This window comes from Streptomyces sp. NPDC024555 (assembly GCF_055559335.1).
This window is the reverse complement of sequence record NZ_JBVHKV010000007.1, coordinates 122,956-144,573: the sequence shown is the minus strand read 5'-3', so window position 1 is coordinate 144,573 and position 21,618 is coordinate 122,956. Positions and strand designations below refer to the sequence as shown.

The 21,618-nt window shown below is 73.6% G+C and carries 19 protein-coding genes; 7 read left to right on the top strand and 12 right to left on the bottom strand.

Annotated elements, in window-relative coordinates; genetic code table 11:
- Positions 1-12: 12 nt before the first annotated feature.
- From ACZ4FH_RS14045 to ACZ4FH_RS14030, 4 genes are all read right to left on the bottom strand, one after another.
- The gene (locus ACZ4FH_RS14045; RefSeq protein ID WP_467304644.1) at positions 13-1,062 is read right to left on the bottom strand and encodes an ABC transporter permease; all 1,050 of its coding nucleotides are present in this window, start codon (positions 1,060-1,062) and stop codon (positions 13-15) included.
- Positions 1,059-2,585: a sugar ABC transporter ATP-binding protein gene (locus ACZ4FH_RS14040; protein ID WP_467304643.1), complete on the bottom strand. Its 1,527-nt coding sequence runs from the start codon at positions 2,583-2,585 to the stop codon at positions 1,059-1,061. The genes ACZ4FH_RS14045 and ACZ4FH_RS14040 overlap by 4 nt, the downstream gene beginning before the upstream one ends.
- A gap of 211 nt (positions 2,586-2,796) precedes the next feature.
- Positions 2,797-3,978: an ROK family transcriptional regulator gene (locus ACZ4FH_RS14035; protein ID WP_467304642.1), complete on the bottom strand. Its 1,182-nt coding sequence runs from the start codon at positions 3,976-3,978 to the stop codon at positions 2,797-2,799.
- Positions 3,979-4,156: 178 nt separating this feature from the next.
- The gene (locus tag ACZ4FH_RS14030; protein WP_467304640.1) at positions 4,157-5,110 is read right to left on the bottom strand and encodes a beta-ketoacyl-ACP synthase III; all 954 of its coding nucleotides are present in this window, start codon (positions 5,108-5,110) and stop codon (positions 4,157-4,159) included.
- A gap of 248 nt (positions 5,111-5,358) precedes the next feature.
- On the opposite strand from ACZ4FH_RS14030, the gene fdhD reads away from it, so the two are divergent.
- The gene (gene fdhD / locus ACZ4FH_RS14025; RefSeq protein WP_467304638.1) at positions 5,359-6,207 is read left to right on the top strand and encodes a formate dehydrogenase accessory sulfurtransferase FdhD; all 849 of its coding nucleotides are present in this window, start codon (positions 5,359-5,361) and stop codon (positions 6,205-6,207) included.
- A gap of 13 nt (positions 6,208-6,220) precedes the next feature.
- Here the strand turns inward: fdhD and ACZ4FH_RS14020 are convergent, their stop codons facing one another.
- Positions 6,221-7,249, bottom strand: coding sequence for a bile acid:sodium symporter family protein (locus ACZ4FH_RS14020; RefSeq protein WP_467304636.1), 1,029 nt, complete (start codon positions 7,247-7,249; stop codon positions 6,221-6,223).
- A gap of 112 nt (positions 7,250-7,361) precedes the next feature.
- Here ACZ4FH_RS14020 and ACZ4FH_RS14015 point away from each other — a divergent pair, with 112 nt between their 5' ends.
- From ACZ4FH_RS14015 to ACZ4FH_RS14005, 3 genes are all read left to right on the top strand, one after another.
- Complete coding sequence (locus ACZ4FH_RS14015) at positions 7,362-8,237, top strand: LysR family transcriptional regulator (protein ID WP_467304634.1); 876 nt, start codon at positions 7,362-7,364, stop codon at positions 8,235-8,237.
- Between the two features lie 272 nt (positions 8,238-8,509).
- Positions 8,510-10,309, top strand: coding sequence for an AMP-dependent synthetase/ligase (locus ACZ4FH_RS14010; protein WP_467304633.1), 1,800 nt, complete (start codon positions 8,510-8,512; stop codon positions 10,307-10,309).
- Positions 10,310-10,446: 137 nt separating this feature from the next.
- Entirely contained in the window at positions 10,447-11,283 is an 837-nt protein-coding gene (locus tag ACZ4FH_RS14005) for an aldo/keto reductase (protein ID WP_467304631.1), read from the top strand.
- A 57-nt stretch (positions 11,284-11,340) separates the two neighbouring features.
- Here ACZ4FH_RS14005 and ACZ4FH_RS14000 read toward each other — a convergent pair whose 3' ends face one another.
- Both ACZ4FH_RS14000 and ACZ4FH_RS13995 read right to left on the bottom strand, forming a co-directional pair.
- Positions 11,341-12,264 (bottom strand): class I SAM-dependent methyltransferase, encoded by a 924-nt coding sequence (locus ACZ4FH_RS14000; RefSeq protein ID WP_467304630.1) that lies wholly within the window; start codon positions 12,262-12,264, stop codon positions 11,341-11,343.
- A gap of 20 nt (positions 12,265-12,284) precedes the next feature.
- Positions 12,285-13,256 (bottom strand): AraC family transcriptional regulator, encoded by a 972-nt coding sequence (locus ACZ4FH_RS13995; protein ID WP_467304628.1) that lies wholly within the window; start codon positions 13,254-13,256, stop codon positions 12,285-12,287.
- A gap of 81 nt (positions 13,257-13,337) precedes the next feature.
- Here ACZ4FH_RS13995 and ACZ4FH_RS13990 point away from each other — a divergent pair, with 81 nt between their 5' ends.
- Positions 13,338-14,207 carry a Rossmann-fold NAD(P)-binding domain-containing protein gene (locus ACZ4FH_RS13990; protein WP_467304627.1) on the top strand — a complete coding sequence of 290 codons (870 nt, stop codon included), beginning with the start codon at positions 13,338-13,340 and terminating at the stop codon, positions 14,205-14,207.
- A gap of 38 nt (positions 14,208-14,245) precedes the next feature.
- On the opposite strand, the gene ACZ4FH_RS13985 is transcribed toward ACZ4FH_RS13990, so the two are convergent.
- On the bottom strand, positions 14,246-14,986 hold the full coding sequence (locus tag ACZ4FH_RS13985) for a class I SAM-dependent methyltransferase (RefSeq protein ID WP_467304625.1): 741 nt from the start codon (positions 14,984-14,986) through the stop codon (positions 14,246-14,248).
- Between the two features lie 90 nt (positions 14,987-15,076).
- On the opposite strand from ACZ4FH_RS13985, the gene ACZ4FH_RS13980 reads away from it, so the two are divergent.
- Entirely contained in the window at positions 15,077-16,039 is a 963-nt protein-coding gene (locus tag ACZ4FH_RS13980) for a LysR family transcriptional regulator (RefSeq protein WP_467304623.1), read from the top strand.
- Between the two features lie 34 nt (positions 16,040-16,073).
- On the opposite strand, the gene ACZ4FH_RS13975 is transcribed toward ACZ4FH_RS13980, so the two are convergent.
- Positions 16,074-16,379 carry a 4a-hydroxytetrahydrobiopterin dehydratase gene (locus ACZ4FH_RS13975; RefSeq protein WP_467304622.1) on the bottom strand — a complete coding sequence of 102 codons (306 nt, stop codon included), beginning with the start codon at positions 16,377-16,379 and terminating at the stop codon, positions 16,074-16,076.
- A 60-nt stretch (positions 16,380-16,439) separates the two neighbouring features.
- Between ACZ4FH_RS13975 and ACZ4FH_RS13970 the strand changes: the two genes are divergently transcribed.
- A complete protein-coding gene (locus ACZ4FH_RS13970; protein WP_383638738.1) occupies positions 16,440-17,249 on the top strand; it encodes a helix-turn-helix domain-containing protein in 810 nt (269 codons plus the stop codon).
- Positions 17,250-17,263: 14 nt separating this feature from the next.
- Here the strand turns inward: ACZ4FH_RS13970 and ACZ4FH_RS13965 are convergent, their stop codons facing one another.
- From ACZ4FH_RS13965 to ACZ4FH_RS13955, 3 genes are all read right to left on the bottom strand, one after another.
- Entirely contained in the window at positions 17,264-18,007 is a 744-nt protein-coding gene (locus ACZ4FH_RS13965) for a YoaK family protein (RefSeq protein ID WP_467304620.1), read from the bottom strand.
- A 136-nt stretch (positions 18,008-18,143) separates the two neighbouring features.
- The gene (gene secD / locus ACZ4FH_RS13960) at positions 18,144-20,528 is read right to left on the bottom strand and encodes a protein translocase subunit SecD (protein WP_467304618.1); all 2,385 of its coding nucleotides are present in this window, start codon (positions 20,526-20,528) and stop codon (positions 18,144-18,146) included.
- Between the two features lie 98 nt (positions 20,529-20,626).
- On the bottom strand, positions 20,627-21,568 hold the full coding sequence (locus ACZ4FH_RS13955) for a hypothetical protein (RefSeq protein ID WP_467304616.1): 942 nt from the start codon (positions 21,566-21,568) through the stop codon (positions 20,627-20,629).
- Between the last annotated feature and the right edge of the window lie 50 nt (positions 21,569-21,618).

Here is a 21,618-nt window from a genome sequence, read left to right as displayed (position 1 = left end):
CGGGACGGGCCGTCAGGTCCCCGCGCGGGCCGAGGTGCGGCCCTGGACGAGGACGGCGGCGACGATGATCGCGCCCTTGGCGATCTGCTGGACGTCGCTCTGCAGATTGTTGAGCGCGAAGATGTTGGTGATGGTGGTGAAGACGAGGACGCCGAGCACGGAGCCGACGATGGTGCCCCGGCCGCCGCTGAGCAGGGTGCCGCCGATGATCACGGCGGCGATGGCGTCGAGTTCGTACAGGTTGCCGTTGGTGTTCTGGCCCGAGCCGGACAGGATGACCAGCATGAACGCGGCGATGCCGCAGCAGAGTCCGGACAGCAGGTAGAGGTAGAGCCGCTGGCGGCGGACGTCGATGCCGGCCAGCCGGGCGGCCTCGGCGTTGCCGCCGACGGCGACGGTGCGGCGGCCGAAGGTGGTGCGGTTGAGCACCAGCCAGCCGATGACGGTGACCGCGGCGAACATCATGACCAGCGGCGGGACACCGAGGACGTAGGCGTCGGGCAGGCCCAGGTCGAGGACCGACTTCACGGTGACGATCTGGGTCTTGCCGTCGGTGATCTGGAGCGCCAGGCCGCGGGCCGAGGCCAGCATCGCCAGGGTGGCGATGAAGGGGACGACCCTGCCGTAGGCGATGAGCACCCCGTTGACGAGGCCGGCGCCGAGGCCGACCAGGACGGCGGTGAACAGGATGCCCGCGAAGCCGTAGTCCTGGGTGGCGACCGTCGTCGCCCAGACGGACGCCAGCGCGACCATGGCGCCGACGGACAGGTCGATGCCGCCGCTGGTGATGACGAAGGTCATGCCGACGGTGACGACGCCGATGACGGAGGACTGGGTCAGGATGAGCTGGAGGTTCCCGGTGTCGAGGAAGGCGTCGGGTTCGGTGATGCCGCCGACCAGGACGAGCACGGCGAGGACGCCGAGCAGGGAGAGGCTGTGGACGTCCGCGCGCAGTCGCGGGGCGCGCGCGGATCCGTCCTTCTTGGGGGACGTGGGGGCGGAGGCGGGCGCTGCGCCCTTGTCCGGCCCGCTGTGCCGCGCCGGTGAGACGGGCTGCGTCATGACGTCGGGCTCCCTTCCATCACGAGGTCGAGTACGCGGTGCTCGTCGAGGTCCCCGGCGTCGGCCTCGTGGACGACGCGGCCCTCCCGCAGGACGAGCACCCGGTCGGCGAGGCCCAGGACTTCGGGCACTTCGCTGGAGACGAGCAGGACGGCGAGGCCTTCGTCGGCCAGCCGGCGGATCACGGCGTAGAGCTCGGCGCGGGCGCCGACGTCCACGCCGCGGGTCGGTTCGTCGAGCAGCAGCACCCGGCAGCCGCGCAGCAGCCAGCGGGCCAGGACGGCCTTCTGCTGGTTGCCGCCGGAGAGGGTGCGGACGGCGGTGTCGGGGTTGTCGGGCCGCAGGGACAGTTCCCGGGTGGCGGCGCGGGCCGCCGCGCGCTCGGCCTTCCGGTCGATCCAGCCGGCCCGGGAGAAGCGGGACAGGGTGGAGACGGAGACGTTGCGGGTGACGGACTCCAGCATCAGCAGGGCCTGGGCCTTGCGTTCCTCGGGGGCGAGGCCGATGCCGGCGGCGACGGCGGCGCGGACGCTGCCGGGCCGCAGCGGCCGGCCGGCGACGGTGACCCGGCCGGCGGCGGGCCGGCGGGCCCCGTAGACGGTCTCCAGGATCTCGGAGCGCCCGGAGCCGACGAGTCCGGCGAGGCCGACGATCTCGCCGGGGCGCAGTTCCAGGTCGACGGGGGCGAACTCGCCCTTCCTGGTGAGCCCTTCGACGGTGAGGACGGGTGCGGGGCGTTCGACCGGGTCGGTGCGGACGGGGCGCGGCGGGAAGACGTACTCGACGTTGCGGCCGGTCATCAGGGCCACGATGTCCTTGGTCGGGGTGGACTCGGCGGGCAGGCCGACCGCGACGGCCCGGCCGTCCTTGAGGACGGTGACCCGGTCGCCGATGCGGCGGATCTCCTCCAGGCGGTGGGAGATGTAGACGACGGCGACGCCGTCGGCGGTGAGCGAGTCGACGATCCGGAAGAGGTTGTCGACCTCGTCGGGGTCGAGGGCGGCGGAGGGCTCGTCCATCACGATCAGCCGGACGTCGTGGGAGAGGGCGCGGGCCATCGAGACGATCTGCTGCTGGGCGGCGGGGAGTTCGCCGACCGGGCGGGCGGGGTCGATCTCGGGGTGGCCGAGCCGTTTCAGCAGGGCGGCGGCCGCCTGCCGGCCCTCGCGGGTGCGGACGACGAAGCCGGCGCCGGTGTGCTCGTGGCCGAGGAAGACGTTCTCGGCGACGGACAGCCCCTCGACCAGGTCGAGTTCCTGGTAGATGGTGGCGATGCCGAGCCGCATCGCGGTGATGGGCGACTTCAGTACGGCGGGGGCGCCGCGCCAGGTGATCTCGCCGTCGTCGGGCTGGTGGGCCCCGGCGAGCACCTTGATGAGGGTGGACTTTCCGGCACCGTTCTGGCCGAGGAGGCAGTGGACTTCGCCGGCCTGGACCTCCAGGTCCACGCCGTCGAGGGCGCGCACACCGGGGAAGGACTTGGTGATGCCGGACATGGTGAGCAGCGGTGGTTCTGGAGCCATGACGAATCCCCTCGGCGGATGGGGTCTCCTCTGCGGGGTGGAGCCGGGCGCAGGGAGGGGCCGGTGAGCGGGCAGGGCGCAGTGCGGTCCCGGGTGGGGTGCCGCCCGGGGCGGGCGTGACGGGCCGTGCGGGTACGGCGGGGGCGCCGGGCGGGCGGTGCGGCCGGGCGCGGTGGTGTGAGGCGGGCGGGCGGGGGCGGGGTGGAGCGGATCAGGCGGGTGAGAAGAGGTGGTCGCTGATGAGCCTGGCCGCGCCGATGACTCCGGCGGCGGGTCCCAGCTCGCCCAGCACGATCGGGAGGTTGCCGGTGGCCAGCGGCAGGGACTGCCGGTAGACCTGGGTCCGGACGCTGGCCAGCAGCGTGTGGCCCAGTCCGGTCACCCCGCCGCCGATCACCACCAGTCCGGGGTTGAAGAAGCTGACGAGGCCCGCGATGACCTGGCCGACCCGGTTGCCGCCTTCGCGGATCAGGTCGAGGGAGGTCGGGTCGCCGGCGGCCGCGGCGGCGGCGACGTCGACGGCGGTGAGCCTGCCGGACGCCTCCAGGCGGGCCGCGAGTTCCGCGGACCGCCCGGTGCGTGCCGCGTCCTCGGCGTCGCGGGCCAGGGCCGCGCCGCTGAAGTGTGCTTCCAGGCAGCCCCGGTTGCCGCATGCGCAGGGGCGGCCCTCGGGTTCGACCTGGATGTGGCCGATGTCGCCGGCGCTGCCCGTCGTTCCGCGGTGGACCTCACCGCCGACGACGATGCCGCAGCCGATGCCGGTGCCGATCTTGACGCAGAGGAAGTCGCCCGCGGAACGGGCGACGCCCGCGTGCTGCTCCCCCATGGCCATCAGGTTCACGTCGTTGTCGACCATGACGGGGCAGCCCAGTTCCTGGCTGAGCGCCTCGCGGACCGGGAAGCCGTCCCAGCCGGGCATGATCGGCGGGGCGACGGGGATGCCCTCGGGGAAGCGGACCGGTCCCGGTACGCCGATCCCCGCGCCGTCGAAGCCCTCGGCGAGGCCGGAGGCCCGGAGCTTGGCCGCCATCGACAGCACCTGCTCGAAGACGGCGACGGGGCCTTCGCGTACGTCCATGGGGTGGTTGAGGTGGCCCAGGACCTCCAGCTCCGCGTTGGTGACCGCCACGTCGACGGAGGTGGCGCCGATGTCGACGCCGAGGAAGCGCAGCTGGGGGGCGAGCCGGATGTTGTGCGAGCGACGCCCGCCGCGGGATGCGGCGAGTCCGTCGGCCACCACAAGGCCGGTGTCCAGCAGCCGGTCCACCTCGACGGCGAGCTTGGAGCGGGAGAGGTCGACCTGGTCCCCCAGCTGTGCCCGTGAGTTGGGCCCGCCGTCGCGCAACAGCCGCAGCAGTCGCGCCTGATGGGCGTTCGCGGGTCGTGCCGTCATCCGTCTCACGCGCCTCTCCCCGCCACATCGGTCTGTCCGTCGGGCTTTGGAGGGGAACGTAGCAGCGGTTGCCGGGGCTGGGAAGAAGTTGAGCAGGAATCCATCACAACTTTCTCCACCCTGAAGACAAAGAGGGGTGCCGCGCCCTGCCGGCGCGACACCCCCGGCCCTCCGTGCGTCAGGGGCAGCGGATGACCTGACCCGCGTAACTGAGGTTCCCGCCGAAGCCGAAGAGCAGCACCGGATCGCCCGTGGTGACCTCGCCGCGCTCCACCAGCTTGGACAGGGCCATGGGGATCGAGGCGGCCGACGTATTACCGGAATCCACCACATCACGGGCGATCACGGCATTGACCGCGCCGATCCTCCGGGCCACGGGTTCGATGATCCGCAGATTGGCCTGGTGGAGCACGACGGCGGCCAGGTCCTCGGGGGCGATGCCCGCCTTCTCGCACACCTGCCGGGCGATGGGCGGCAGCTGGGTGGTGGCCCAGCGGTAGACGGACTGGCCCTCCTGCGCGAAGCGCGGCGGTGTCCCCTCGATGCGGACCGCGTCGCCCATGCCGGGCACCGAGCCCCACAGCACCGGTCCGATGCCGGGCGGACCCGTGTGTGCCCCGGAGTCGGCGACGACGACGGCGGCCCCCGCGCCGTCGCCCATCAGGACGCAACTGGAGCGGTCGGTCCAGTCGACGATGTCGCCCATCTTGTCGGCGCCGATCACCAGCGCCCGGGTGGCGGCGCCGGCCCGCAGGGTGTGGTCGGCGGTGGCCAGGGCGTGGGTGAAGCCCGAGCAGACCACGTTGATGTCCATCACGGCGGGCGCGGTCATGCCGAGGCGGGCGGCGACCCGGGCCGACATGCTCGGGGAGCGGTCGATGGCGGTCGAGGTGGCGACCAGGACCAGATCGATGTCGGCGGGCTGGAGGCCCGCGGCGGCGAGCGCCTTGGCCGCGGCGTGGGCGGCCAGCTCGTCGACGGGCTCGTCGGGACCTCCGATGTGCCGGGTCCTGATGCCGACCCGGCTGGTGATCCACTCGTCGCTGGTGTCGACCATGGCCGCCAGATCGTGGTTGGTGAGCACCTTGGCGGGCTGATGGTGGCCGAGCGCCACGACACGTGAGCCGGTCATATTTGCGGTTCCCCTCGCTCCATTCGGCAGGAACCATCCAGTCTTGGTCGCTACCGTCCGGTACAGGGGTACGTGATCCCACAGGATTCCCGGCCGCACCTTGGAGGCTTGGCGACAGCCGGGCGCGTACGGCCCGCGCACCGGCCGCGGCGCGCGGACGGACGTGCGTGACAATGGGAACGCCGAGGTCACCTCGGCCGCACGGGCCGCCTGGGCCTCCGCCACGTACAGAATCGGGTCTGACTGCCATGGGACGGGTCACCGAGCGCCGCCGCACCCTCCGCATCCTGGACGGGGCGGTCTCCACCCGTCCGGACACGCTCGTGGCCGAGGAACCCCTGGAGATCCGGCTGAACGGGCGGCCGCTCGCCGTCACCATGCGCACCCCGGGCGACGACTTCGCGCTGGCCGCCGGATTCCTGGTGAGCGAGGGCGTGATCGGCGAGGGCTCCGAGGTGCGGTCGATCGTGTACTGCGCGGGGGCGACCGAGGACGGGGCGAACACGTACAACGTGGTGGACGTCGGGCTCGCGCCCGGTGTCCCGGTCCCCGACATCACGCTGGAGCGCAACGTCTACACGACGTCCTCCTGCGGGCTCTGCGGCCGGGCGAGCCTGGACGCGGTGCGCACCACGACCCGGCATCCGGTCGCCGACGCTCCCCCGGTGCGGGTGGCGCCGGAGCTGCTGGCGGCGCTGCCCGACCGGCTGCGGGCCGCCCAGCGGGTGTTCGAGACGACCGGCGGACTGCACGCGGCGGCGCTGTTCACCGAGGAGGGCGAGCTGGTCGACGTCCGGGAGGACGTGGGCCGGCACAACGCGGTGGACAAGCTGGTCGGCCGGGCCCTGACGGACGGCCGGCTGCCGCTGTCCCGGTCGGTGCTGCTGGTGTCGGGGCGGGCCTCGTTCGAGCTGGCGCAGAAGGCGGTGATGGCGGGCATCCCGGTGCTCGCGGCCGTCTCGGCGCCCTCGTCCCTGGCCGTCGACCTGGCGGCCGAGGCCGGTCTGACCCTGGTCGGCTTCCTGCGCGGCGCGTCCATGAACGTGTACGCGGGTGAGCACCGGATCGCCGTGGAGGCACCGGCCGGCCGCGGCTGACCGTCGCCGTTCCTCACCCCGCGGCGGCGGTTCTGCGCACCGGCGCGGCGCCCCGCTCCGGCGGGCCCTGCGGATCCCCGGCGCGCCGCCGGGCGATCACCGCGCAGACCATGAGCTGCATCTGGTGGAAGAGCATCAGGGGCAGGACGGCGAGGCTCGCCTGGGCGCCGAACAGCACGCTGGCCATGGGCAGACCGGAGGCGAGGCTCTTCTTGGAGCCGGCGAACTGGATCGCGATGCGGTCCTCGCGCCCGAAGCCGAGCCGTTTCGCCCCGTACCAGCTCACCGCGAGCATCAGCGCGAGCAGCACCGCCTCGGCGGCCAGCAGCGCGCCGAGCCGGGCCGGGGTGACCTGGTGCCAGATGCCCGCGACCATGCCCTCGCTGAACGCCGTGTAGACGACCAGGAGGATCGAGCCCCGGTCGATCAGGCCGAGGACCTTCTTGTGGCGGACGAGGAAGCCGCCGAGCCGGCGGCGCAGCAGTTGTCCCGCGACGAACGGCAGCAGCAGTTGGACGCCGATCCGCAGCAGCGCGTCGGCCGAGAAGCCGCCGCCGCTGCTGCCGAGGAGCGCCGCCGCCAGCAGCGGGGTGAGGAAGATCCCGGCGACGGACGAGAAGGAGCCGGCACAGATCGCGGCAGGCACGTTGCCCCGGGCGATCGAGGTGAAGGCGATGGAGGACTGGATCGTCGAGGGCACCAGGCAGAGAAAGAGGAAGCCGTTCTGCAGCTGCGGTGTCAGCACGTACGGCACGAGCCCCCGGCTCGCCAGGCCGAGCACCGGGAAGACGAGGAAGGTGCAGGCGAGCACGGTGAGGTGGAGCCGCCAGTGCCGGAGTCCGTCCAGCGCCTCGGCGGTGGACAGCCGTGCGCCGTAGAGGAAGAAGAGCAGGGCGACCGCCCCGGTGGAGGCGCCGCCGGCCACCTCGGCCGCCGCTCCGGAGGCGGGCAGCAGCGCCGCGAGGGCGACGGTGCCGAGCAGCGCCAGGATGTACGGATCGACCGGTATCCGGGACGGGGACAGCGGGATGCGGCGGCTCATGCTCGGGTTCTCTCGTTCGGGGGCGCGGCCTCCCATCCTGCTCACCGCGGTGGGTATCGGGAATCCCGTACACCGCTCTGACTGTCATCACGTTCCGCGATAACGTGGGCGGATGTACGACCCGGCGCAGTTGCGCACCTTTCTCGCCGTCGCCCAGACACTGAGCTTCACCGCGGCCGCCCGGCGGCTGGGGGTGCGGCAGTCGACGGTCAGCCAGCATGTGCGGCGGCTGGAGGACGCGGCCGGGCGGCAGCTGTTCGTCCGGGACACCCACCGGGTCGAGCTGACCGTGGACGGCGAGGCGATGCTCGGCTTCGCGCGGACGATCCTGGAGGCGCACGAGCGGGCCTCGGCGTTCTTCTCCGGCACCCGGCCGCGCGGACGGCTGCGCTTCGGCGCCTCGGAGGACTTCGTGCAGACCCGGCTGCCGGAGATCCTCCGGTCCTTCCGCCACGAGCATCCCGAGGTGGACCTGGAGCTGACGGTGGAGCTGTCGGGGACGCTGCACCGGCGGCTGGAGGCGGGCCGGCTGGACCTGGTGCTGGCCAAGCGGCGGACCGGGGACACGCACGGGGAGCTGGTGCGCCAGGACGATCTGGTGTGGATCGGTACGCCGGGGCTGCGGATCGACCCGGAGCGTCCGGTGCCCCTGGTCGTCTACCCGCCGCCGGGCATCACCCGGGCCCGTGCGCTGGAGGTGCTGGAGCGGGCCGGGCGCTCCTGGCGGGTGGCGTGCACGAGCGGCAGCCTCAGCGGGCTGACCGCCGCCGCCCGCGCGGGGCTCGGCGTGATGGCGCACAGCCGGGGACTGATCCCGCCGGGGCTGGTGCCGCTGCTGCCCGGGGCGGGGCTGCCGGACCTCGGTGACGTGGACTTCGTCCTGCTGCACGGCCGCCGGCGGGGCGGTGCCCAGCAGGCGGCGGAGGCGCTGGCCGGGGCGATCCTGGCGGGCGGCGACCGGCTGGTCGGGCCGAGGGACACGGCGTAGGGGTGTCTGGCCGTATCCCCTGTTTCCCCACATATCGCAGTGCGCGCGGCGTACAGATTCGGTGGAGATTCCCGCGCGAGCCACTTACTCCATGGTCAGAAGCGTGTCCGTGCCTTGCCCATCTGGCCGGATTTCACCACCCGGCCGGTGCACGACGCACCTGGTACGGGGTGGTGCGGGCCCTCCCGCGGCGGCCGTGGGTGGGGTAGCGTCACGGCGCTGTGCGGAGCGCCACAAGGAGCAGGTCATTGCGTGAATTCACGGTTCCCCCGATGGCGGCCGCGCCCCACGTAGGCGGGCTCGCCGATGTCGTGTTCGACTACGCCGAGGAGGACCCGCGGCGGGTCGCGCTGGGCCGCAAGGACGCGGACGGACGCTGGCGGGATGTCACCGCGGCGACGTTCCGCGACGAGGTGCTGGCGCTGGCCAAGGGGCTGATCGCGCACGGGGTGCGGTTCGGCGACCGGGTCGCCCTGATGTCCCGGACCCGCTACGAGTGGACCCTGTTCGACTTCGCGCTCTGGTCGGTCGGGGCGCAGTCCGTGCCGGTCTATCCCACGTCCTCGGCGGAGCAGGTCCTGTGGATGCTGCACGACGCCGAGGTCTCGGCCGTGCTCGTGGAGCACGAGGACCACGCGATGACGATCGCCTCGGTGATCGACAGGCTCCCCCAGCTGAAGCGGCTGTGGCAGCTGGACGCCGGAGCCGTGGACGAGCTGGTGGAGGCGGGCGCGCGGGTCGGGGACGACGTCGTGCACCGGCACCGCAGGGCGGTCACGCCGGAGTCGGTGGCGACGGTCATCTACACCTCGGGCACCACGGGCCGCCCCAAGGGCTGTGTGATCACGCACGCCAACTTCATGTTCGAGACCGACACCATGGCCACCCGCTGGGAGTCCGTCTTCCGCTCCCGGGCGGGCGACGAGGCGGCGACCCTGCTCTTCCTGCCGCTGGCGCACGTCTTCGGCCGGATGGTGGAGGTGGCGGCCGTGCGCGGCCGGGTGAAGCTCGGCCACCAGCCGGAACTGTCGGCCAGGGCACTGATGCCGGATCTGGTGTCGTTCCGTCCGACCTTCATCCTGGCGGTCCCGTACATCTTCGAGAAGGTGTTCAACGCCGCGCGCCGCAAGGCCGAGGCGGAGGGCCGGATCGGACCGTTCGACAAGGCCGTCGAGGTGGCCGTGAAGTACGCCGAGGCCATGGAGGAGCGGGCCTTCGGCACCGGCCCCGGGCCCTCGGCCGGGCTGCGGATGCAGCACCAGTTCTTCGACAAGGTCGTGTACCGCAAGGTGCGCGAGGCGATGGGCGGCCGGATCCGGCACGCCATGTCGGGCGGTTCCGGGATGGAGCGGCGGCTCGGGCTGTTCTTCGCCGGTTCGGGCGTGACGGTGTACGAGGGCTACGGACTGACCGAGACGACGGCGGCGGCCACCGCCAACCCGCCGGAGCGCACCCGGTACGGCACGGTCGGGCAGCCGATCCCCGGGTCGACCGTGCACATCGCGGACGACGGCGAGGTCTGGGTCCACGGGGCCAATGTGTTCGGCGGCTATCTCGGCGATCCGAAGGCGACCGAGGCGGTCCTCAAGGACGGCTGGCTGGCCACCGGCGACCTGGGGGCGCTGGACGAGGACGGCTATCTGACGATCACCGGGCGCAAGAAGGAGATCCTGGTGACCTCGGGCGGCAAGAGCGTGTCGCCGGCCGGTCTGGAGGAGCGGGTGCGGGCCCATCCGCTGGTGGCGCAGTGCATCGTCGTGGGCAACGACCGGCCGTACGTCGCGGCGCTGGTCACCGTCGACCAGGAGGCGGTGGAGCACTGGCTCACCATGCAGGGGCGGCAGCCGCTGGGCCCGGTGGAGCTGGTGCGGGATCCCGATCTGGAGATGGAGATCCGGCGGGCGGTGGTCGCCGCGAACACGGCTGTCTCGCAGGCCGAGTCGATCCGTACGTTCCGGATCCTGGCCCATCAGTTCAGCGAGGAGCACGGGCTGCTGACACCCTCGCTGAAGCTGAAGCGCCGGGCGATCGAGACGGCGTACGCGGCCGAGGTGGACGCCCTCTACCGCTGACCGCCCGATGTCCGCCCAGGGCCGCCGGTGTCCGGAGCGGCGTTCACGAATATGGACCGCGTGTTCGGGAATGCACGGGCGGCGCTGATCGTTCACTGTGGGAGTCCCACCACCCACAACGTTAGGATCGACTGCTCGTGAGCCAGGTCCCCACCCTCACCCTCAACAACGGCGTCGAGATGCCGCAGCTCGGTTTCGGCGTCTGGCAGGTGCCGGACGACGAGGCCACGAAGGCCGTCGCCACGGCCATCGAGTCCGGGTACCGCAGCATCGACACCGCCGCGATCTATCAGAACGAGGTGGGCACCGGAAAGGCGATCGCCGCCTCCGGTGTCGCGCGCGACGAGCTGTTCGTGACCACCAAGCTGTGGAACACCGAGCAGGGCTACGACACGACGCTGCGCGCCTTCGACGCCTCCCTGGAGAAGCTCGGCCTCGACTACGTCGACCTGTACCTGATCCACTGGCCGGTGCCGGCCAAGGACGCGTACGTGGACACGTACCGGGCGTTCGAGAAGATCTACGCCGACGGCCGGGCGAAGGCCATCGGCGTGTCGAACTTCCTGCCCGAGCACCTGGAGCGGCTGCTCGGCGAGACCTCCGTGGTGCCGGCCCTCAACCAGATCGAGCTGCACCCGCAGCTCCAGCAGGCCGAGTCCCGCGCCCTGCACGCGCGGCACGGCATCGCCACCGAGGCCTGGTCCCCGCTGGGCTCGGGCAAGGGCCTCCTGGAGGTCCCGACCGTCGTCGCGGTCGCCCGCAAGCACGGCCGCACCCCGGCCCAGGCGGTGCTCCGCTGGCACATCCAGACGGGCAACGTGGTGATCCCGAAGTCCGTGACGCCGTCGCGGATCGCGGAGAACATCGACGTCTTCGACTTCGAGCTGGACGCCGACGACCTGGCCGCGTTCGCCGCGCTCGACGAGGGCAAGCGCCTCGGCCCGAACCCCGGCGAGTTCAACGCCGGCGCCTGAGCCCGCAGGCCCCTTCCGTACCGCCGCCCGGCCCCGTGCCGGGCGGCGGTCGCCGTCTCAGGCGCGGCGGCCGAGGTGGAAGGTGCGCGCCAGCAGCAGGAAGGTGTCGGGGCGCCGGTGGAGTCCGGCGGGGTCCTCGGGGTCGAGGAGCCGGTCGAGCGCGGCGTTGTCGTCGGCGTCGAGCCGTTCGCCGAGCCCGTCGCGACGGCGGGCGAATTCCGCGATCACATGGTCCCTGGCCACCTCGCCCAGCGGGGCCGGCAGGTCGAGCAGGAAGCTGCGGGTGCCCTGCGGGGCCAGCCCCACCGCGGTGAACAGCGCCGCCCAGTCCTCGTTCTCCCGCCGCGCGTCGGGCAGTTCGGCGCGCATCTCCTCGAACATCTCGGCCTGGACCGCCTCCATCCTGGCCTCCAGGCCCGGCCGGCCGAAGCCCAGGTCGCGGGGCAGCTGACGCGGCTGGAGCCCGCCCTCGACCAGGGCGACGGTGCCGCCGGGGCGCAGCAGTCCGGCGAATCCGGCCAGGACGGCGCGCTGGTCGCCCATGTGGTGCAGGGCGTTGCCCGCCCAGACGAGGTCGGCCTCGCCGAGGCCCGCGAGCCCCTCGGGGATCTCGGCGTGGAGCGTGGTGACGCGGTCGCCGAGCCCGAGCCGCCGGGCGCGGTCGAGGGTGCGCTCCAGCAGGGCCGGGGTGGCGTCCACGGCCACGACCTCGGCCTCGGGGAACACCTCGGCGAGCAGACAGGCGACGACGCCGGGGCCGCTGCCGATGTCCAGGACCCGGCGGACCTTCGGGGCGTCGGGCAGTCCGGCGATCCAGCGGGCCGCGCGGGTGTACTGCTCACTGCTCAGTTCGGCGTTCTGCTCCAGCAGCGGGGCCATGACGTCCCAGTCCGGGTCGGCCGGGTTGTGGCCGTGCCCGTGGGAGTGTCCGTGGCCGTGCCGGCCCTCGTGGTGGTGACCGTGAACGGTGTGGTTGCTCATCCCTCCACCCTCACCGCACGTCAGCCCATGGGCAAACTTTGTTGCCGTTCCGGCAAGCCGCCCTTGCGGTAGTCCTGCGGGCTGACGCCGCGCACCCGCTTGAACGCGGTGCTGAAGGCGAAGGCCTGGCTGTAGCCGACCTTGCGGGCCACCGCCTCGACGGTCGCGTCGGTCTCCCGGAGCAGGTCGGCGGCGAGGGCGAGGCGCCATTCGGTGAGGTAGCTCATCGGGGGCTCCCCGACCAGTTCGGTGAACCGGCGGGCCAGCCCGGCCCGGGAGACCCCGGTCCGCGCGGCGAGCGCGGCGACGGTCCAGGGGTGGGCGGGCTCGTTCTGGAGGAGGCGCAGCGCCTGTCCGACGACGGGGTCGCCCATGGCCCGGTACCAGGCGGGGGCCTCGGCGCCGGGCCGGGAGAACCAGGTGCGCAGCGTGTCGATGAGGAGCAGGTCGAGGAGCCGGTCGAGCACGACGCTCTGGCCCGGTTCGTCGCGGGCGATCTCCGAGCCGAGCAGGCTCAGCAGCGGTCCGGTGGTCCGGCCGTCGGCGGGCAGGAGGAGCAGCGGCGGCAGGGCGTCGAGGAGCCGGCCGCTGATCTCGCCGTCCATCAGATAGGTGCCGACGAGCACGACCGCCGAGCCCTCGGCGGCGTTGCCCCAGGTCCGTACCCCCAACCGCATGGACTGGGCGAGCGGTTCGCCGCGCAGTGTGGTGCATCCGCCGCCGGGTCCGATGAGGGCGTGGGGCGCGGTGTCGGGTCCGTCGGCGACGGTGTACGGCTCCGGGCCGCGGGCGACGGCCAGATCGCCCGGGGTCAGCCGTACGGGAGCGGTGCCGGCGTCGGGCCGGATCCAGGCCTCTCCCTCGGTGACGGCCATCAGGCAGAGCGGGGCCCGGTCCTCGATCCGCACGGACCACGGCGGTTCCATCACCATCCGCAGCAGGAAGGCGCCCCGGGCGCGCGGTCCGTCGAGCAGGCCTGCGAGTGCGTCCATGCGGTGCAGCGTAGACGCGCGCGTAGGGAGGTGAGTGGCTGGGGCATGGAGGGCGGGGGCGGACGCGGGGAGTCTGGGGGCATGACAGAGAACGCGGAGAACACGCAGCGGCAGAACCCCGTCACCGGCCCGGTCCTGGTGACGAGCGGGACGGGCAAGACGGGCCGGCGGGTGGTGGAGCGGCTGGCGGCGCGGGGTCTTCAGGTGCGGGCCGGATCGCGGGGCGGTGCCGTCGCGTTCGACTGGACGGACCCCTCGGGGTGGGAGGCCGCGCTGACGGGTGCGGAGGCGGCGTACATCGCCTACTACCCGGATCTGGCGGCGCCCGGGGCGCCGGAGGCGATGGCGGAGTTCGGCGCGGTCGCGCGCCGGTGCGGGGTGCGGCGGCTGGTGCTGCTGTCGGGGCGGGGCGAGCCGCAGGCCGTGGTGGCCGAGGAGGCGCTGCGGTCGGCGGCCGGTGACGCCGAACTGACCGTGCTGCGTTCGGCGTTCTTCGCGCAGAACTTCAGCGAGGGGGCGCTTGCGGACGGGGTGCATCTGGGTGAGGTGGTGTTCCCGGCGGGCACGACGGCCGAGCCGTTCGTCGACGCCGACGATCTCGCGGACGTGGTGGCGGCGGTGCTGTGCGGGGAGGCGGGCGCGGGCGAGGTGCACGAGCTGACCGGGCCCCGGCCGCTGACCTTCGCCGAGGCGGCGGCCGCGCTGACCGCCGCCACCGGGCGGCAGGTGCGCTACGTCGCGGTGACGGGTGATCAGTACAGCTCCATGCTCATCGACTTCGGCGTGCCGGATGCCGAGGCGGAGATGCTGGCCGAGCTGTTCACCTTCCTGCTGGACGGGCACAACGCCACGGTGACCGACGGGGTGAAGCGGGTCCTGGGCCGCGATCCGAAGCCGTTCGCCGTCTTCGCGTCGGAGGCGGCGCTGGACGGGGCGTGGGGCGGCGCCTGAGCGGGGCGGGCGCGGGCCCCGGGCGGGCCCGCGCGCCCTCAGCGGCGGCGGAACGCCAGCAGCCGGTACTCCGGTTCGGCGCGGCGGCGGTCGGGGCCCGGCAGTGCCGCGAGCCCGCGCACGAGGTCGTCGGCCGCCGTGCCCGGCAGCACCAGGCGCGAGGCGTAGGAGCCGCGCCGGACCCCGTCGGCCGTGGCCAGCGGGGTCCTGCCCTGTCCATGGCCGCGGAAGACCCCGCTGCCCATCACGTCGAGCCCGCAGGCGGCGCCGTGGCGGAGGACCCGGTCCGTGGCGTCGGACGGGGAGACGGAGAGGTAGGGGGCGAACAGCGCGTCGATGTCGCTGCCGACGTCGTGGGCGGCGTCCTTGTCGACGGTGGTCACGAACACGCCGCCGGGCCGCAGGATCCTCGCCGCCTCGGCCACGACCGCCGGCACGGCGCCCTCCTCGCGCAGCAGGTGCAGCAGCCACACAGCCGTCACCGCGTCCACGGACGCGTCGCGCACGGGCAGTCGGCGCGCGTCGGCCAGCACGACGCCTCCGACGCGTTCCCGCGCCACCCGGGCCATGCCCGGGGAGGCGTCGGAGCCGTACACCCGCAGGCGCGGCCGTCCGGCGGCGAGCCGCTCGGTGACCAGGCCCGTGCCGCACCCGACGTCCAGCAGGGTGCGCGCGGTGGGCGGGACGAGGCCCAGCACGGCGCGGGCCGCCGCCTGCGCCCTGGGGACACCGCCGCGCGTCGCGTCGTAGACGGCGGCCTCTTTGTCGTAGTCCAGCATGCGGACGACTGTACGACAAAGGACCGCGGCCCACGGTCCGGAGGCGACGACTGTATTGCCGCAGGACGACGGGGGCCATAACGTGCGGTTATGGAGCTGGAGTTGCGCCATCTGAGAACCGTACGGGCCATAGCCGAGACCGGGAGCCTCACCAAGGCGGCCGCCGCGCTCGGGCTGGCCCAGCCCGCGCTGAGCGCGCAGCTGCGGCGGATCGAGAAGGCGCTGGGCGGGCCGCTGTTCGACCGCGACCACACCGGTGCGCGCCCCACGCTCCTGGGCGAACTGGTGCTGGAGCGCGCCCGGGTGGTGCTGCCCGCGGTGAGCGAACTCCAGGAGGAGGCGGTTCGGTTCGCGAACGCCTGGGGGGCCATGGAGCGGTTCCGGCTCGGCGCCACCCACGGTCCGCTGCTGGGCGGGCTGGTCGACCGGCTCGCCACCGCGCACCCGTCCGCCCCGGTCTCCACGTACACCTCCTGGTCCGTCGCCGAGCTGGCCGGCCAACTGGTGGACGGGCGGCTGGACTTCGCCCTGATCGGGGCGTGCGGCGAGAGTGCGCCGCCGGTCGCCGACCGGCTGCGGTGGGAGGTCATCGGCATCGATCCGGTGTTCGTGATGCTTCCGGAGACGCATCCGCTGGCCGGCGAGGCGGAGCTGGAGCTGTCCGCGCTGGCGGACGAGGGCTGGGCGGACGTGCCGGGCGACGGCTGTTTCGCGGACTGCTTCGTGGCCGCCTGCGCGCGGGCCGGGTTCAGCCCGGTGTCGGTGTTCGAGACGGACACGGTGTCCGTGGTCCATCTGGTGCAGGTGGGGCGGGCGGTCGGGCTGTGCCGGGCGACGTTCCCGCCGACGCCGGGCGTGGTGACCCGGCCGATCGCCGGTTCCCCGCTGAGCTGGCGTCATCTGCTGGGCTGGCATCCGCGCTCGGCCGCGGCCGCGGCCGCGGCCGCGGCGGTCACCGGGCACACCCGGGCGGCGTACGCCCAGGCGGTGGAGCGCAGCGACAGCTACACCCGCTGGCTCGCCGCGCATCCGCGTTTCGGCGCGGCCCCCTGACGGGGCGTCCGGCCGTGACGGCCGGGGCCGTGCCTCATTCGGCCCCGTGGGCGGGGGCGGCGGCCGCGACCCGGCCGGCCAGCTCCAGATCCTTGGCCGTGACCTTGCCGCCCGCGTCGTGGGAGTTGACCGAGAGGGCGACGGAGTTGTAGCCGAGCGTCAGATCGGAGTGGTGGTTCAGCTCGTCCTGGATCCGGGCGATGTGCATCGTGAACGCGGCGGCGGCGATGTGCGAGGGCAGCCGGTAGGAACAGGCGATGCGGTCCCCCTCCACCGCCCATCCGGGCAGCTCGCGCAGCCCTTCCTCGATCGCGTGCGGCGGCAGGGGTGCGGCGGGCATGGCGGGCTCCCTCGTCGGGGTCGGGTGGGGTGGCTCTGCCGGTGACGTTACGGTCTCGGTATGACAACTGTCGCGCTTGACACGGGGGTAGGGCCGCTGCTGCGCAGCTGGCGGGAGCGTCGTCGGATCAGTCAGCTGGAGCTCGCGCTGCGGGCCGACTCCTCGGCCCGGCACATCTCCTTCATCGAGACGGGCCGCGCCCGCCCGAGCCAGGAGATGGTCCTGCGGCTGGCGGAGCACCTGGACGTGCCCGTACGGGAGCGCAACGCGCTGCTGGTGGTCGCCGGGTACGCGCCGCACTACGCGGAGACCCCGCTCGACGACCCGGCCATGGGGGCGCTGCGCGAGGGGCTGGACCGGCTGCTCCAGGGCTACGACCCGTATCCGGCGTTCGTCGTGGACGGCCTGTACACGGTGGTGGCGGCCAACGACGGGATGCGCCGGATGCTGGACGGGGTGGCGGAGCATCTGCTGGTCCCGCCGCTGAACGCGATGCGGCTGACCCTGCACCCGGAGGGCATGGCACCGCACATCCTCAATCTGCGGGAGTGGCGGGCCGATCTGCTGGCACAGATGGAGCGTCAGATCGCCCTGGCCCGTTCGGTGGAGCTGCGCGCGCTGTACGAGGAGGTGGCGGGCTATCCCGTACCGGAGCGGTCCCGGGACGCGGAGGGCTGGGAGCCGCCCTCGGCGTCGGTGCCGTTCGCGCTGCCGCTGGTCGTCGAGCACCACGGGCACGTGCTCTCGTTCGTGGCGTCCATCGCCACGTTCAACACCCCGATGGATGTGACGGTGGCGGAGCTGGCGATCGAGACGCTGCTGCCGGCCGACGCGGCGACGGCGGCGTATCTGCGGTCGCTCGCCGGCTGACCCGGGCCGGCCGCTCACTTCTTGACGACGGGGTGGATCCACGCGCCGTCCGCGCGGGCCAGGAGCTGGGCGGCCGGGCAGAGCAGGACGAGGATCACCGAGGCGAGCACCAGCGGCAGCGCGGGCCGCCCGTGCAGGACGGCGACGGCGCCGACGAGGGCCCCGGCCAGCATGGCCGCCGCCGACAGGGCGCGGCGGCCGGCCCGGCTGCCGCCGCCCCCGGCGAGCCGGCCGTCGGCGGCGATCCCCGTGATGGTCAGGGTGAGGACCGTCGTGGTCAGATCGGGGACGGCGAGCGCCCGCGCGACGGCGTTCTGCACGCCGAGGCCGAGGGCGAGCAGCACGATCAGGGTGAAGCGCACCCCACCGTGGAAGGGGGTGCCCGAGACGAGCGCGACGGCGAGCGCGGCCAGCACGCACAGCGTCTCCGCCCACAGTCCGCGCAGCAGCATCAGGCCGCGGTGGGCGCGGGCGTGGTGCACGATCCCGCCGCCGGCCAGCGCACCCGCCGCGAAGGCGACGAGCGCGAACAGGGAAGCGGCGAGGGAGAACCCGGGCGCGCCGGCGAACGCGAACCCGGCGAACACCACATTGCCCGTCATGTTGGCGACGAAGACCCGCCCGAGTTCCAGATAGCTGACGGCGTCGACCAGACCGGTGACGACGGTCAGCGCGAGCATCAGCGGCGGCAGCGGACCGTGCCGGTCGTCCGGGTCGGGTACGAGGGTGGTCCATGCCTCACGCAGGACGACGGGCACGGGGACGCTCCGATCACGGGGTACGGGAGACGGCTCGGTGTGATCAGGATGGTGCCGCCGCGCCCGGCCCGGGGGGAACGTCCGCCGCGTGTCGCCCCCGCGCCACGGGTGCGCGGCGCGGGGGCGACGACGGGTCTCAGACCCGGGCGCCGTTGTCGAGCGGATCGCGGCGCCCGGCTCCCGAGCGGGCGCGCGGGGCGCGCGTCCGGGCCGGCGGCGGGACCCGGCCGCTGCTCTCCAGCAGCAGCGCTCCCGGTACGGCGGTCATGACCGAGGAGTACGTGCCCACGACGATGCCGATCAGCAGGGCGAGGGCGAAGTCCTCCAGGGAGTCGCCGCCGAGGACCGCCAGCGCGGTGAGGATGAACAGCGCGCCCATCCCGGTGTTGACGGTCCTCGGCACCGTCTGCAGGACGGCGTGGTTCGCGATGCCGGCGAGCGGTTTGCGGCGGGCCTTGGCCCACAGCTCCCTGACCCGGTCGAAGACCACGACGGAGTCGTTGACCGAGTAGCCGATGACCGTGAGCAGCGCCGCCAGGAAGATCCCGTCGACGGTGCGCCCCAGCCAGGCGAAGGCGCCGATCAGGATGATCACGTCGTGGACCAGCGCGCCGACCGAGGCCACGGCGAAGGTCCAGCGGAACCGGATCGCCAGATAGGCCAGTTGGACGAGGACGGCGATCGCCAGGGCGATCAGGGCGTTGCGCCGCAGTTCGTCGCCGAGGCTGGGCCCGATGAGTTCGTCGCGGACCTTGGTGGTCTCGCCGCCCTCCTCGGCCAGTGCCGCGCGCAGCCGGTGCTCGGCGTCGTTGTCGAGGTCCCCGGTGCGTACGGAGATGTCACCGGCGCCCGCGGTGGTGACCTCGGCGTCGCCGAAGCCCGCCCCGGCCAGCGCCGTACGGGCCCGCTCGACGTCGACCGGCCGGCTGGTCGCGTACTCGACGAGCCGGCCGCCGGTGAACTCGACGCCCAGGTTGACGCCGCGCACCACGATGCCCGCGACGGCCACGGCGACCAGGACGGCGGAGACCATCAGCCAGCGGCGCGGGGTGCGCATGAGCTGCGGGTCGCGGCGGGTGATCCAGGTCCGCACCCGCCCCGGGCTCGCGATGCCGTTGACGCCCCGGTAGTCGGAGACGAAGCGGGACCGGGAGGCCGTCTCGGTGAGCACCCGGGCGATGACCAGCGCGGAGAACATCGAGGCGAGCACACCGATGCCGAGCGTGACACCGAAGCCCTTGACCGGGCCGGAGCCGAGGAAGAAGAGCAGTCCGGCGGCAATGAGCGTGGTCACGTTGGAGTCGGCCACCGCGCTCCAGGCGTGCCGGAACCCGGACACGAGCGAGGTGCGCAGGGAGCGTCCCGGCCGTGCGGCGTACTCCTCCCTGGCCCGTTCGAAGACCAGCACGTTCGCGTCGACCGCCATGCCGATGGCGAGCACGAACCCGGCCAGCCCCGGCAGGGTGAGCGTCACTCCGAGACCGACCAGCGCGGCGTACGAGATGACTCCGTAGGCCGCCAGGGCCACGGCGGCGAGGGCGCCGAAGAGCCGGTAGACGACGGTGATGAACAGGGCGGTGGCCGCGGCGCCGATCAGGGCGGCCCGCGCACTGGCGTCGATGGCGTCGGCCCCGAGCGTGGGCCCGACGGTCCGCTGCTCGACGATCTCGACGGGGACGGGCAGGGCGCCGCCCTGGATGAGCAGAGCCAGTTCGCGCGCCTCGTCGGCGCTGAACGCGCCGGTGATCTGGGTCGATCCCGAGGGCAGCCCGGTGTTGCAGCCGACGCTCGGGGAGACCTGCGGCGAGGAGATCACCTTCTCGTCCAGCACGATGGCGACCCGGCGCCGTTCGTCCTGGACGGGGTGACAGGCCGCCTCGCCGGTCAGCTTGGTCCAGTCCCGGCCGGCACCCTTGTGGAAGTCCAGCGAGACCGACCAGCCGGCGCCCTGCTGCGCGTCGAACGAGGCCGACGCGTCCTTGACCCCCGCACCCGAGAGCGCGACGGGCCCGAGAGCGAGGAACCGGCCCTGCTCGTCCGGGAGCGTGGGTCCTTCGGAGCCGGTGGCGGTGGGGCCCTCGGTGCTGGAGGTGCCCGGGGTGCCGGACTTGTCGCCGGTCTCGGCGTCGGTCTTTCCGGACCGGGTGGTGTCGGCGTCGGCGGCGGTGCCGGGGCCGCGTACCGCGTGGAAGGTGAGCTGGGCGGTGCGGCCGATGACCTCGGCGGCCTTGCGCGGGTCCTGGACGTCGGGGAGTTCGACGATGATCCGGTCCTCGCCGGACCGGGTCAGGGTCGGTTCGGTGACACCGAGGGAGTCGATGCGCTTGCGGAGCACCTCAAGGGTGCGGTCGGTGCTCTTCCGGTCGGCCTTCGCCGTGTCGGAGTCCTTCGCCTGCAGGACGAGCCGGGTGCCGCCCTGGAGATCGAGGCCCAGTCGAGGGGACATGGTCAGCGTGATGAGCACGGAGACGAGCAGTACGGCCGCGGCCAGTACCGCCCGCACCGTGGTGGCGCGGGTCATGCGTGGGTCCTCCGAGGGGTGCCGGACGGGTGGTTCCGGCCCCCTCGGAGGCGGCCGGTCCTGCGGAGGAGAGCGGATCCTCCACAGGACGGCCGGCTCTAGGAGCGCGGAACCGTCACGGCGGTGAGGTGGGTCGGGACCGGTGCCGGGTCCCACGGCCGGTGAACGGCCGCGCTCGGAGGTCCGCGCACGCCGGGCAGCGCGGCACGGAAGCGGTCGGCGGCCGCCGCCGGTACGGCGGACGGCCCCCCGGGGACGGGGTGCGGAGGCGGAAGGCCGGGCGGGGACGACGGCAGGAAGCCGGGCCCGGGAGGCGGCAGATGCTGCGGCGCGCGCGGGTGCTCGGACACCGCCCACGGCTGACCGGCCGCCCAGTGCGGAGGAACGGCCCCCGTCGGGGGCACGGCCCAGGACTGCGGCACGCCCCGCGGGTACGGGGTGGCGCGCGGGTGCGGGGTGGCGCGCGGGTGCGGGGTGGCGCGCGGGTGCGGGGCGACACGTGGCTGGGGCGTCGTGGTGGGGACCGACCGCTGGGTGTCGACGGCGGTGGGGGTGGAGACGGCAGGCGGGGTGGTAGCGGTGCGCGGGGTGGAGACGGTGGGCGCGGTGGAGACGGGTGAGGAGGTCCTGACGGCCGTCGGGTCGGGGACCGGCGAGGAGGGTGCGACGGCTGAGTGGGTGGGGACGGCCGTGGAGTTGGAGGCGGCTGTCGGCTCGGGACGGGCCGACGCCTCGGAGGACGATGCCCCGCTGTCCGCCGGCGACCCCACCTCGTCGGACGTGCGGGACGCGGGCGCGGTCGCGTGGGCTGCTCCGGCCACGGGCGCGGTCGCGGATTCCGCGGGCACGTACCCCGAGGCCGACGGCACCTGCCCCAGCGCCGCCGGTGCGACACCCGTCACCGCGAGGACGGCGAGGAGCAGCGCGGCAAGGAACCGCCGGGCAGCCGCGCCACGAAGCGGCTGGACGACAGGGGGTGTCGGGACGCCGGGGAAGGGCGGAACGCCGACGGATCTCAGGACGCCGACCGACCTCAACACGTCGACAGGTCTCAGCACACCGACGGATCTCGCGACGCCGACAGGTCGCG